The following is a 12,893-nucleotide window of genomic DNA, read 5'->3' on the forward strand; positions in this document are numbered from 1 at the left end:
TCAAGGTAAAGCGGGTGCAATCAACCACCTGTCGAAAGAAAAAGCGGAACCGTGAACATGCCCTGAGGTCAAGTTATTCAGGCGGCTCACTTAAGCCAGCCGCCGGATTACCCTAGTCATAAGAGGGCGTTTTTTGACTACATCAAACGAGTTGATCAGTGCAAAGGCCGCCGTCGGCATTGTAGGTCTGGATGACATCCTTGCCGGTGGCCTGTCTCGCGGCCATGTGTTTTTGCTCGAGGGGGAACCCGGAACCGGCAAAACCACCGTGGCTTTGCATTTCCTCCGCGCCGGTGCGCTGGCCGGGGAACGTTGCTTGTACATCACTCTCTCGGAAACCGAGAAAGAACTGCGTCAAGGTGCGCTCTCCCACGGCTGGGAGCTGAACGAAAACATCAAGATCTTCGAGCTGACACCGCCGGAAAGCCTGCTCAATGCCGAACACCAGCAAAGCCTGCTGTATTCCTCGGACCTTGAACTGGGCGAGGCGACCAGGCAGATTTTCGAAGTGGTCGAACGCTTCAAACCGACCCGCGTAGTGCTCGACAGCCTTTCGGAGATCCGTTTGCTGGCGCAGAGCTCGTTGCGCTATCGTCGGCAGATTCTGGCGATCAAGCACTACTTTGTGCGCTACGACGCCACCGTCCTGCTGCTCGATGACCTGACCACCGAATCCCTCGACAAGACCGTGCACAGTGTCGCCCACGGCGTGATTCGCCTTGAAGAGCTGACGCCAAGCTACGGCGCCGAGCGTCGTCGCGTACGAGTGGTCAAATATCGCGGGCAGAAATACCGTGGCGGTTTCCACGATTTCACCATCATGGGCGACGGCGTCCATGTTTTCCCACGCCTGGTAGCGGCGGAACATCGCGGCGACTACCCACGTCTGCAGCTTTCCAGCGGCATCCCGCAAATGGACGCCCTGCTCGGCGGCGGCATCGAGACCGGCTCCAGCACGCTGATTCTCGGCCCGGCCGGTACCGGCAAATCGATGATTTCGATGATCTTCGCCGCCGCAGCGGTGGCCCGAGGCGAAAAAGCCGCGCTGTTCATTTTCGATGAAGAGCTGGGCCTGCTGTTCGAACGCATGCGTCATCTCGGCATCGACCTCAAAGCCTTGCAGGCCACCGGTAATCTGCTGATCGAACAAGTAGACGCCGCCGAATTGTCTCCCGGTGAGTTGTCCCATCGCGTGCGTCGTTGCGTCGATGAGCTGGGTATCAAAACCGTGGTGATCGACAGCATTAACGGCTATCAAGCGGCGATGCCGGAAGAAAACGCGCTGGTGCTGCACATGCACGAGCTGCTGCTGTACCTTAACCGCAAAGGCGCGGCGACTTTCATGACGGTCGCCCAGCACGGTCTGGTGGGCGATATGCAGGCGCCGGTCGACATCACTTACCTGGCGGACACGGTGATTCTGTTGCGCTACTTCGAAGCCCTCGGCAAAGTCCGCCGGGCGATCTCGATTATCAAGAAACGTACCGGCAACCACGAATCGACCATCCGTGAATACCGGATCTCCTCGCGTGGCATGACCATCGGCCAACCGCTGGAGTCCTTCCAGGGCGTGCTGCGTGGCGTGCCGACCTACATGGGAGCGAGCAATCCATTGCTTGAGGATGAAAGCTTGTGACGGTCAACACGCCGTTGGCCGAGCGGGTGCTGGTGCTGGCGCCCATGGGTCGTGACAGCCAGATCGCGTTGATGATTCTCAACGAAGCCGGTTACGGCGGCATGGTGGCGCCGAATCTCGGCGCTCTGTGCACGGAACTGGAGGTCGGCGCCGGGTTGCTGCTGATTGCTGCTGAAGCGCTGCGCGGACCGGAACTGGAAGGGCTTATCGCCTACCTTGACCAGCAGCCCGCCTGGTCGGACATGCCCATCGTGCTGCTGACTCATCATGGCGGCGATGAACAAGGGCCGCCGTCGCGCCTGAGCACCCTGCTCGGCAACGTGACTTTTCTCGAGCGCCCCTTCCATCCCGCGACACTGGTCAGTCTGGTCTCTGCCGCCCTGCGTGGGCGTCGACGACAATATGAAGCGCGCGATCGGCTGATCGACCTGAGTGAAAGCGAACGACGCCTGCAATCGACTCTGGAAACCCTCGAGCAACAGGTTGAAGAGCGCACCGCACAGCTTCGCCACAACGAAGAAGCGCTGCGCCAATCGCAGAAAATGGAAGCGGTCGGCCAACTTACGGGCGGCATTGCTCACGACTTCAACAATATGCTCACCGGCATCATCGGTAGCCTGGAACTGCTGCGCCGACGTCTGGCCCGAGGCCGCACCGAAGACCTCGACAGTCTGATCGATCTAGGCGTGACCTCCGCCAACCGCGCCGCCGGCCTGACTCACCGCTTGTTGGCGTTCTCCCGCCGGCAATCCCTCGACCCGAAAGCCGTGCAAATGAACACGCTGGTGCTGTCGATGGGCGAGCTGCTGCAACGCAGCCTCAATGAAAGCATTCATCTGGAAATGCGCCTGGACGACAACCTCTGGGTTGCCGAGGCCGATCCCAATCAACTCGAGAGCGCCCTGCTCAACCTGGTAATCAATGCCCGCGATGCGATGCCCGAGGGTGGCAAACTGGTGGTGGAAACCAGCAATCAGGTGCTGCATCGCGACTTCACTGCCGCTTACAGCAATCTGGAGCCGGGCGATTACGTGATGCTCAGCGTCACTGACAATGGCAGCGGCATGCCGCAGAGCGTGGTCAGCCGTGCGTTCGATCCGTTTTTTACGACCAAGCCGATCGGCCAGGGCACCGGCCTCGGACTGTCGATGATCTATGGCTTCAGCAAGCAATCACGCGGGCATGTGTCGATCGACAGTGAAGTCGATCAAGGCACCACGGTGAAACTCTACCTGCCGCGTTTCCGTGGTGAAGAAGTGGAAGTTCCCGTCTCGGATTCGCAGCAGGCTCCGTATGCGATGGATGGCGAAACCGTACTCATCGTCGAAGACGATCCGGCAGTGCGCGTGTTGGTCAGCGCCGTGCTCAGCGAGTTGGGTTATGCCTTCGTTGAAGCCGGTGATGCCGACGGCGCCATGCCGATTCTAAATTCGACGCAACGTATTGATTTGCTCATCAGTGACGTTGGTCTGCCGGGGATGAACGGTCGTCAACTGGCGGAGGTTGGTCGGCAATATCGCCCAGGTCTGAAAGTGTTGTTCATCACCGGTTATGCCGAGCACGCGGCGGTGCGCGGTGGCTTCCTCGACTCGGGGATGCAGATGATCACCAAGCCCTTCACCTTTGATCTGCTCACCGCCAAGGTGCGCGAGATGATCAATAGCTGATGAACAGGAGCTGCCGAAGGCTCGGCAGCTCCTGCATGACAATCAGGCCAGCAATTCCTGAATCTTTTCCTGCAACACATCCAGATCGAACGGTTTTTCCAGGATCGGTGCCTTGCTGGTGATCGGGCTGCCGGTTTCACGGATTTCCTGCGGGTAGCCGCTGATGAAAATCACTTTCAGGTCCGGTCGCAATTTCACCGCTGGCTCGGCAATCTGCACGCCGGAGATCCCGCCCGGCAGGCGAAAATCGGTAATCAGCATGTCCAGGTGAGGTTTGCTGGCGAGGATCTCGAAAGCCTGCTCGCCATTTTCCGCTTGCAACACGCGATAGCCCTGCCCTGACAGGTAATCCGTCAGGACCATCAAGATAACCGGTTCGTCTTCGACGACGAGTACTACATCTTGCGCATCTACGCTCATGGGAAGCCTTTGTTCGGTCAATAGCTGCTGATACGACCGTGTGGTCACTCAGAGGTTGCGTCGGATATGCCGTTTTCCTGGATCGGCAGACAAACGCGAAACAGGGCGCCTTCGTTGATTTCACTCTCGACGACGATGGAGCCGCCATGGGCGGCGACGATCTGCTCGGAAATGAACAGACCCAGCCCGAGCCCGGCCACCACCGTCTTGGCGGACACCCGTTCGAACTGCTGAAAAATACGCTTCTGGTTCTCGGCGCTGATGCCGATGCCGTGGTCCTGAACTTCGACCCGCGCCTCCTCGCCTTCGCGATAGACGCGCACCTGAATCGGGCTGCGACCACCATAACGCAAAGCGTTGGTCAGCAGATTGGACACCACTTGCTCGATGCGGAACTCGTCCCAGCAACCTTCGACCGGCACGGGCGCTTCAAAGGACACACTGGTCTCTGCCGCTTCCATTTGCGGAGCAAAGTTCTGCAGCAGATTGCTGACCAGTTGCACCAGATCGAAACGACTCGGGCGGATCGACAATTTGCCGGTGCGGATTCGCGAGACATCGAGCATGTCTTCGATCAGGCGAATCAGGCTTTTGATCTGTCGCTCATCGCGGTCGACCATCGCCTGCATCTTGTCGAGGGTGAACGCCGCGGCGTTGTCCCGCGCCAGATGCATCTTGCGCAGCTGGGTTTCGAGGATCAGGCCGTTGAGTGGCGTGCGCACCTCGTGGGCAACGATGGACATGAAGTCATCGCGCATGCGCACCGCTTGTTCCAGCTCAAGCTGCGTGCTTTGCAGCTGTTGCAGCAGCGCTTCCTGCTCGCGTCGGGCCTGCTCCAGCGCCTCGACCTGCTGTTTCATGGCCTTGCTCTGGCGATACAGATCAACGAAAACGTTGACCTTGCTCTTCACCGCATGAATGTCCAGCGGCTTGTGCAGGAAGTCCACCGCACCGCTTTCGTAGCCCTTGAACGCGTAGTTGAGTTCACGGCCAGCGGCGCTGACGAAAATGATCGGAATGTTCTTGGTCTTCTCGGTGCCGCGCATCAACTCGGCCAGTTCGAAGCCGTTCATGCCCGGCATCTGCACATCGAGAATGGCCATGGCGAATTCGTGTTGCAGCAACAGCGACAGTGCTTCGTCCGCCGACAGAGCCTTGTAGACCGTGCGATCCTCGCGCTTGATCAGCGCTTCCAGCGCCAGCAGGTTTTCTGGCAGATCGTCAACGATCAACAGTTTGGCTTGGATATTACTCAGCATGCGATTCGTTCCAGCTCGACTAGCAGACGGCCGATGCCGTGAATGGGTAGGACATGATCCGGCTGCAGAACGTTCAGTGCAGCCTGGGGCATGGTGGCGACTTGTGCATCATCGGGGTCTTGAACAATGGTCAGGCCGCCGCAGCGCTTGACGCAGGCCAGCCCGCGCGCGCCATCGTGATTGGCGCCGGTCAGCAGGACGGCGGCGAGTGTCTCACCGTAAACATCAGCGGCGGATTCAAACAGGTAGTCGATCGAAGGCCGCGAATGATGTACGCGGTCCTCCAGGCTCAGCGACAGGCTGCGATCCGCTTCAACCGACAAGTGATAACCGGGCGTGGCGAAATACACCGTGCCGGCTTCAATGTCCTGCTTGTCTTCAGCTTCCTTGACCGGCATCGCCACACGGCGGGAGAACACTTCGGCCAGATGACTGCGGCGCTCTTCCGGCAGATGCAGAACGATGATGATCGGCAGCACATAGCCTTTGCGCAATGGCCCGAGCAGGGTCAGCAACGCCTCGACACCGCCTGCGGAGGCGCCGATCACGACGGCCTCGATGCGAGGCAGGCTCGGGGTGTCGTTCATGATTTGCGGTAGATCCGTTCTTGTTTGACCAACGCCTCGAACTGGTTCGAATAGTTGGAAAAATCCAGGGTTTCCTTGCTGCCCAGCACCAGAAAGCCGCGATGCGACAACGATTCATGGAACAGCCCGAACGCCCGGTCCTGCAGCTTCTTGTTGAAGTAGATCAGCACATTGCGGCAGGAAATCAACTGGGTTTCGGAGAACACGCTATCGGTGGCCAGGCTGTGGTCGGCGAACGTCACGTTCTCGCACAGGCTCTTGTCGAAAATCGCGTAGCCGTAGGCTGCCGTGTAGTAATCGGCAAATGAGCGCTGACCGCCGGCCTGCTGATAGTTGGCAGTGTAGGCGCGGACGTTTTCCATGGAGAAAATCCCTTGCTTGGCCTTCTCCAGCGAGCGCGGGTTGATGTCGGTGGCGTAGATGATCGTGCGGTCGAGCAGGCCTTCCTCGCGCAACAGAATCGCCATCGAATAGACCTCCTCGCCCGTGCTGCAGCCGGCAATCCAGATCTTCAGCGACGGATAGGTGCGCAGCAGCGGCACCACTTCGTTGCGGATGGCCAGGAAGTGCGACGGATCGCGGAACATCTCGCTGACCGGGATCGTCAGCAGTTGCAGCAGCTGCATGAACGCGGTCGGGTCGTGCAGGACTTTTTCTTGCAGGGCCGAGATGGTCGCGCACTCGAACTGACTCAGCGCGTGCTGCACCCGGCGCTTGATCGAAGCGCCGGAGTAGTCGCGAAAGTCGTAGCTGTATTTCAGGTAAATCGCCTCGATCAACAAGCGTAATTCGATTTCGCTGTTGCGCTCGGCTGAACTGCTGCGTTCCACTAGATGCGTTCCATTTTCGGTAACCACACACGTATCAGCGAGAACAGACGATCAAGGTCGATGGGCTTGGCCAGGTAATCGTTGGCGCCCGCTTGCAGGCAGCGCTCCTGATCGTCCTTCATGGCCTTGGCCGTCACCGCGATGATCGGCAGCTTGCGCCAGCGCGGATCCTTGCGGATTTCCATGGTGGCTTCGAAGCCATCCATTTCCGGCATCATCACGTCCATTAGCACCAGGTCGATGTCCTCGACTTCATGAAGTTTCTCAATCGCTTCGCGGCCATTACGGCCGATCACCACGACTGCGCCTTTGTGTTCAAGCGCGCTGGTCAGGGCGAAGATGTTGCGCACATCGTCGTCCACCAGCAGCACTTTACGACCTTCAAAGACCTTGTCGCGGCTGCGCGCGGTCTTGAGCATCTTCTGCCGTTCATGGGACAGCTGCGATTCGACTTTGTGCAGAAAGAGTGTGACCTCGTCGAGCAACCGCTCCGGGGAGCGTGCGCCCTTGATGATGATCGAGCGCGAATACTTGCGCAGTTCGGCCTCTTCATCGCGGGTCAGGTTGCGTCCGGTGTAGACAATGACCGGCGGGAACGAGCAGATGTCCTCGGTGGACATGCGCTTGAGCAGATCGTTGCCGAGCATGTCCGGCAGCTTGAGGTCGATGACCATGCAGTCGTAGATGGTCGTGCGCAGCAATTCCAGGGCGTCCTGGGCCAGGCCGACGGCAGTGATTTCGATGTCTTCGTCGCCAATCAGCCGCGCGATGCTTTCGCGTTGCAGATCGTCATCTTCGACCAGCAGCACGCGTTTGACCTTCTGCGTCAGCTTGGCCTCAAGGCGGGCGAATACGTCCTTGAGCTCTTCGCGGGTGGTCGGCTTCACTGCGTAGCCGATCGCGCCCATGTGCATGGCCGCTTCGACGCGGTCTTCCACGGAAATCACGTGCACTGGAATGTGCCGGGTTTCGGCGCGTTCTTTCAGGCGTTGCAGCACGGTCAGACCGGAATGATCCGGCAGGCGCATGTCGAGCAGGATCGCATCCGGCACGAATTCGCGCGCCAGGTCGTAACCTTCGTCAGCGCCGTGGGCGACCAGACACATGTAGCCCAACTCATGGGCCAGGTCATAGAGGATACGGGCGAAGTTCGGTTCGTCCTCCACCACCAGAATGCAGCGGGTGGCGAACGGTGCCTTGTCGCGATCGTCGGCAAAGCGCGGGATGACTGCCGGAATCGCCGATGCGAGCGGAGCCGCAACAGCAACTGGCGCAGGCGTCACAGGTGCCGGGTGAAAGGTCAGCGGCGCGGCAGGCGTCTCACCGAATTCGTGATACTGACGCGGCAACACCAGCGTAAACGTGCTGCCCTGCCCCGGCACGCTGTCGACGCTGATCGAACCGCCAAGCAACGTTGCCAGATCCCGCGAGATCGACAGGCCCAGGCCGGTGCCGCCGTACTTGCGATTGGTGGTGCCATCCGCCTGACGGAACGCCTCGAAGATACTTTCCTGCTGATCCGCGGCGATACCGATCCCGGAATCCTTGACGCTGAAGGCGATGTGATCGTTCGGCTGCGCGGTGATGCTCAGGCTGACGGCGCCGTGCTCAGTGAACTTGATAGCGTTGGACAGCAGGTTCTTGATGACCTGCTCCAGACGCTGACGGTCGGTGAACAGCAAGCCCGGTGCGTCCGGCTGAACCTCGACGCTGAACGCCAGTTTCTTGTCCGCCGCCAACGGTTCGAACATTGAGCGCAAGCCGTCGACCAGACGATCGACGCGGGTGTTTTCGGCGATCACTTCGAGTTTCCCGGCTTCAACTTTGGAAATGTCGAGAATGTCGTTGATCAGGTTGAGCAGATCGTTGCCGGCCGAATAGATCGATTCGGCAAACTTGACCTGTTCCGCCGACAGATTCTGCTGCGGGTTCTCCGCCAGCAGCTTGGCCAGAATCAGCGAACTGTTGAGCGGCGTGCGCAGTTCGTGGGACATGTTGGCGAGGAATTCGGACTTGTACTTGCTCGAGCGTTGCAGCTCTTCGGCACGCTCTTCGAGCTGGATCTGCGCCTGATTCAGCTCGGTGTTTTTCTTGTCCATGGCATCGCGCTGTTCGGCGAGCTGCTCGTTGGTCTGCTCCAGCTCCACTTGCTGGGTTTCCAGATGCGCCTGGGATTCCTTGAGAATCCGCGACTGTTCTTCCAGCTCTTCGTTGGCAGTCTTCAGCTCTTCCTGCTGCACTTGCAGCTCTTCATTGAGCTGCTGGGTTTCGGCGAGCACTTCCTGCAAGCGCTGACGGTAACGCGCCGCTTCGATCGAGGTGCCGATGTTGCCGGCAATCAGTTCCAGCAGTTCGATGTCGCGCTCGGACAGCGGACGCAGGAAGCCCAGTTCGATCACACCGTTGACCCGATCATCATCGCTGGTCGGCACCACCAGCACACTGTGCGGCAGGCCTGCGCCGAGACCGGAGCTGACTTTGAAATAGTCGCCCGGGACCGAATCGAGGCGGATCAAGCGTGCTTGTTCGGCGACCTGGCCGACGATGCCTTCGCCACTGTAGATCGTCTGGTTTTGCTCTTCCTGTTCGCGGGAGAAACCATAGGTTGCGACGCGCTTGAGGCCACCGTGCTCTTCGCGCACATAGAGGGCGGCGACGGCCGTACCCAGATATTGCGCGCAGAATTGCAGAATGTTGCGTCCCAGCAGAGTGAGCGTCAGTTGCCCCAGGACCTGCTCGGCCAGTTGTGTCTGGCCGTTGCGCAGCCACGCCTGCTTCTCCAGGCGTTCGGCGCTGGCCAGCTGTGCGGCGAGGTTGGCGCTGTAGTTGGTCGACAGGTTGAGCAAGTCGCGGCGGCCGATGTAGGCCAGCAACCCACTGATACCGACGATGAAAATCAGATAAAGGGTGATGCTCCAGATCGTCGTGCGGCGCACATCCTCGTTGCGCGTGGCGCGCAGCACCTGCTCGGTCTCGATGACGTCCTCGAATTGCTTGCGGATTTCATCGGTCAGGCGCTTGCCCCGCCCGGCCTTGACCGCACCGCGATAGTCGCCACTGCTGCGCTGCAGATCGATCATAGACTGCGCGTAATTGGCCCACTCCACCTGCAAGGCTTGCAAACGGCGCAGGCGATCGGTCTGCACCGGATTATCGGCGGTCAGCTCCAGCAACGTATTGAGAGCGACCTCGATACGCGGCTTGGCAACTTCGTACGGGTCGAGAAAGTGCTCGTCACCGCTGAGCAGATAGCCGCGCATGCCGGTTTCCAGATCAACGGTGAGCTTCACCGCTTCATTGGCGTTATTGATCACCCGGTCGGTGTGCTCGACCCATTGGATGACCGACAGCAAATAAGTGATCAGCGAGACGAAGAACACGGCGCTGAGCACGCCGACGCCCAGCGGCAGGCTGACGTTGCGACTCAGAAGTTTGCGGAACCGTTGTTCATCAACCGAGGACGGAGAGGACATGGGGCAGCCTTGTCGAACTGTTGAAAACCCGAGAGTTTGCCCCAAAACCCCGCCATGGATCCATTTTTCTCACACAAATGACGGCATTTTCCTACGCACGCTTGCGCATTGGACGACGCCAACGGTTATCCTTGCCGCACCGCACTGACCTGTTCTTTTTTGTATCAGCTCGGGAACTTGTGGCTATGCGCCACTTACTCATGCAAGAGTCCGGCAAAATTCACTTGCCCGGTATCCCCCGATTTCAATTTTTGAGAGTCCTGCCATGTCTGCCAATGCCTCCACTATCCTTGTCGTAGAAGATGACGACATCGTGCGCATGCTCATCGTGGATGTGCTGGAGGAGCTGGAATACGAGGTGTTGGAGGCTGATGATGGCAACGCGGCACTCGAGATTCTTGCGAATCCTGGCAAAGACATCGATTTGATGATGACCGACCACGGCCTGCCTGGCATGGATGGCCGCGAACTTTCTCAAAAGGCCCGTCAGCTGCGCCCTGCTCTGCCCATCCTGTTTGCCAGCGGTTATGCCGAGACTATCGAAGTACCCGGCGACATGCATGTCATCGGCAAACCGTTTTCGATTGACCAGTTACGCGACAAGGTCAAATCCATACTGGAATAGTCCTGCGCATCTACCGGCATTGGCTGGAACCCGAGCAATCGTGATCAACCTGGACTGGCGATGAGCACACATCACTGTGGTTTAATTGCGCCCTTTTTTATGCGCCGAGAATCCAGTGATGTCCCACTCCGTTCCCACCAAAGTCCTGGTCATCGGCTACGTCTGGCCCGAGCCCCGCTCTTCGGCGGCCAGCGGTCATGTCATGCAGATTCTTGAAGCGTTCCTCGAGCAAGGCTGGGACATCACGTTCAGCAGCCCGGCCGGCCCCGGTGAACACAAAGCTGATCTGACGGCGCTGGGCATTTGCGAAGTGCCGATCGAACTCAACAACAGCAGCTTTGATACGTTCATCAGCGAGTTGGCGCCGGATATCGTGCTGTTCGATCAGTTCATGATGGAGGAACAGTTTGGCTGGCGGGTGGAGAAACACTGCCCGGACGCCCTGCGCATCCTCGAAACATCCGACCTGCAAAGTCTGCGGCATGCGCGTCATCAGCGTCTGAAAGACCGGCTGAAAAGCAACGACGAGCAAACTGATTTCACCGAACTGTTCGCACCGGCATTGCACGAAGAATTCCAGCTGATGGCGAGCACCGATCTGGCCAAACGGGAAATCGCTGCGCTGTACCGGTGTGATTTGAACCTGATGATTTCCGAAGTCGAGATCGACCTGCTGGTGGAGGAATTCGGCCTGCCTCGGCAAATCCTGCATTGGTATCCGTTGATGATTGATCTTCCGGACACCGCCGCGCCAGGTTTCGAAGAGCGCGCGCATTTCCTCAGCATTGGCAACTTTCGTCACGCGCCAAACTGGGATGCTGTGCTCTGGATGAAGACCACGCTCTGGCCGCTGATCCGCGCGCGCTTGCCTCGCGCGCAACTGCATATCTATGGCGCCTATACGCCGCCCAAAGCCACCGCACTGCACAACCCGGCCCAAGGCTTTCACATCATGGACTGGGCCGAAGATGCACTTGAAGTGATGTCGGCAGCGCGGGTCTGCCTCGCGCCATTGCGCTTTGGCGCGGGAATCAAGGGCAAACTGGTCGACGCCATGCTCTGTGGCACGCCAAGCGTGACGACACCGATCGGCGCCGAAGCCATGCACGGCGATGCTCCTTGGCCGGGAGCGGTTGCCCTGGACGCAAATACCTTCGCCGAACAAGCCGTGCAACTGTACGAAGATCCAGCGCGCTGGCAGCAAGCGCAGATTCAGGCTTCGGCACTTTTACAGCAGCGTTATCAGCGCAGCGTACATGGCCCGCGTCTGATCAACCGGATAGCTGATTGCCGACAACACTTGGCACAACTTAGAAGCGACAACTTCACCGGCGCCATGCTGCGACATCACACACTCAAAAGCACTCAATACATGGCTCAATGGATCGAAGCGAAAAACCAGTTAAATCCAACAGAGCGCTGATTACATCAATTACATGACTTGCATTAAAAGCGAACTTTCGCAATAACGCGAACATGCTTATAAACATCCTGCGCGCAACTAATCAACTACTTCGCAGGATATGCAACATGGAAAACTTCGACGATATACCAACCTATCAATGGATGGCTGATTCACCACAAATCGATAATCTTTCGCTATTTGAAATGACCCTGCCCGGCGCGCATAACGCCGGTTGTGACTGGGAAGCCTCTTACGCCCTGATTCCCGGTAAAAACTGGCTTGCCTGTCAGGACGTTTCGTTTTATTCGCAGTTGAATCGCGGCGCTCGCGCACTTGATGTACGCCTTGTTTACAACAGCAAGGCGAAACAACTGGCGAAATTTCGTTTCCAGCACAATGGATTCAACTCTTCGCGAACGCTTGAAGACCTGATCAGGGATGTTAAGGGGTTTTATGAAAGAAGCCCGAACGAGTTTATCGTTCTGGACTTCCATGAACTTTCCAACGCTACAGATCCATTCAACCATGAGGAATTCAGAACAGCTTTGCTGGAGCACCTTGGGGAACGGATCATTCCCACCGAAAATCTGCATCTGACAATTGGCCAACTCAAAGCCATCGATCCATTGCAGCGCATTATGGTAGCTGCGCCGATGACCTGGGAAACCCTGGACTTCCGCTTTTATAGCCAGATCAATCACAAGTGGATCGGCAAATCACAGGTCAGCACCTCGGATCTTTATGGCTATATAGACAACGTACTGAGCACACCTGTCAGTACGCGCCGCCCGTGGTCGCTGTCGGCAACCAGTTACACACTGGGCGGGCCACAGCGAATCCTCGACAGTCTTGACGAGTGGTTCGACCCGGAAAAATCCGATTGGGCGCGCAAGTGCAACATCATCAATTTCGACTTCATCAAGAATTCGAATATCGTGCGCTTCTGCCAAATGGCCAACTTGCAAAAGGCGCGCGACAAGCTCAGCTGAGC

The 12,893-nt window shown here is 58.2% G+C and carries 10 protein-coding genes; 5 read left to right on the plus strand and 5 right to left on the minus strand.

Translation table 11 applies throughout. From position 1 onward, the window contains the following. Positions 1-133 precede the first annotated feature (133 nt). Positions 134-1,636, plus strand: a complete 1,503-nt coding sequence (locus AC0IXA_RS02295) for an ATPase domain-containing protein (protein WP_024013082.1) — start codon at positions 134-136, stop codon at positions 1,634-1,636. Next, complete coding sequence (locus tag AC0IXA_RS02300; RefSeq protein WP_341637396.1) at positions 1,633-3,303, plus strand: ATP-binding protein; 1,671 nt, start codon at positions 1,633-1,635, stop codon at positions 3,301-3,303. The genes AC0IXA_RS02295 and AC0IXA_RS02300 overlap by 4 nt, the downstream gene beginning before the upstream one ends. Positions 3,304-3,345: 42 nt before the next feature. Here the strand turns inward: AC0IXA_RS02300 and AC0IXA_RS02305 are convergent, their stop codons facing one another. From AC0IXA_RS02305 to AC0IXA_RS02325, 5 genes are read right to left on the minus strand one after another with little or no spacing between them, the layout of a single operon-like run. Continuing rightward, positions 3,346-3,723: a response regulator gene (locus tag AC0IXA_RS02305; protein WP_016774860.1), complete on the minus strand. Its 378-nt coding sequence runs from the start codon at positions 3,721-3,723 to the stop codon at positions 3,346-3,348. 44 nt (positions 3,724-3,767) lie between these two features. After that, entirely contained in the window at positions 3,768-4,982 is a 1,215-nt protein-coding gene (locus tag AC0IXA_RS02310) for a hybrid sensor histidine kinase/response regulator (protein ID WP_110645385.1), read from the minus strand. Beyond that, positions 4,976-5,569, minus strand: coding sequence for a chemotaxis protein CheB (locus AC0IXA_RS02315; protein ID WP_076562741.1), 594 nt, complete (start codon positions 5,567-5,569; stop codon positions 4,976-4,978). The genes AC0IXA_RS02310 and AC0IXA_RS02315 overlap by 7 nt, the downstream gene beginning before the upstream one ends. Beyond that, entirely contained in the window at positions 5,566-6,399 is an 834-nt protein-coding gene (locus AC0IXA_RS02320) for a CheR family methyltransferase (protein WP_016774863.1), read from the minus strand. Before AC0IXA_RS02320 ends, AC0IXA_RS02315 begins: the two co-directional genes overlap by 4 nt. Further along, the gene (locus AC0IXA_RS02325) at positions 6,399-9,872 is read right to left on the minus strand and encodes a response regulator (RefSeq protein ID WP_471811473.1); all 3,474 of its coding nucleotides are present in this window, start codon (positions 9,870-9,872) and stop codon (positions 6,399-6,401) included. The genes AC0IXA_RS02320 and AC0IXA_RS02325 overlap by 1 nt, the downstream gene beginning before the upstream one ends. 265 nt (positions 9,873-10,137) lie before the next feature. On the opposite strand from AC0IXA_RS02325, the gene AC0IXA_RS02330 reads away from it, so the two are divergent. The 3 genes from AC0IXA_RS02330 (at position 10,138) to AC0IXA_RS02340 (ending at position 12,891) form a co-directional block, all read left to right on the plus strand. Next, positions 10,138-10,497 carry a response regulator gene (locus AC0IXA_RS02330; RefSeq protein WP_471811475.1) on the plus strand — a complete coding sequence of 120 codons (360 nt, stop codon included), beginning with the start codon at positions 10,138-10,140 and terminating at the stop codon, positions 10,495-10,497. A 118-nt stretch (positions 10,498-10,615) separates the two neighbouring features. After that, on the plus strand, positions 10,616-11,920 hold the full coding sequence (locus AC0IXA_RS02335; RefSeq protein ID WP_471811477.1) for a glycosyltransferase: 1,305 nt from the start codon (positions 10,616-10,618) through the stop codon (positions 11,918-11,920). A gap of 107 nt (positions 11,921-12,027) precedes the next feature. Beyond that, positions 12,028-12,891, plus strand: coding sequence for a PI-PLC domain-containing protein (locus AC0IXA_RS02340; protein WP_471811479.1), 864 nt, complete (start codon positions 12,028-12,030; stop codon positions 12,889-12,891). The last annotated feature ends 2 nt before the right edge of the window (positions 12,892-12,893 follow it).

The sequence above is a fragment of the Pseudomonas sp. AC083 genome, assembly GCF_979253165.1.

Excerpts from the sequence above, each read along its gene's own strand:
- AC0IXA_RS02305 (WP_016774860.1), bottom strand. The coding sequence starts at position 3,723 with ATGAGCGTAGATGCGCAAGATGTAGTACTCGTCGTCGAAGACGAACCG.
- AC0IXA_RS02310 (WP_110645385.1), bottom strand. The coding sequence starts at position 4,982 with ATGCTGAGTAATATCCAAGCCAAACTGTTGATCGTTGACGATCTGCCA.
- AC0IXA_RS02315 (WP_076562741.1), bottom strand. The coding sequence starts at position 5,569 with ATGAACGACACCCCGAGCCTGCCTCGCATCGAGGCCGTCGTGATCGGC.
- AC0IXA_RS02325 (WP_471811473.1), bottom strand. The coding sequence starts at position 9,872 with ATGTCCTCTCCGTCCTCGGTTGATGAACAACGGTTCCGCAAACTTCTG.
- AC0IXA_RS02330 (WP_471811475.1), top strand. The coding sequence starts at position 10,138 with ATGTCTGCCAATGCCTCCACTATCCTTGTCGTAGAAGATGACGACATC.
- AC0IXA_RS02335 (WP_471811477.1), top strand. The coding sequence starts at position 10,616 with ATGTCCCACTCCGTTCCCACCAAAGTCCTGGTCATCGGCTACGTCTGG.
- AC0IXA_RS02340 (WP_471811479.1), top strand. The coding sequence starts at position 12,028 with ATGGAAAACTTCGACGATATACCAACCTATCAATGGATGGCTGATTCA.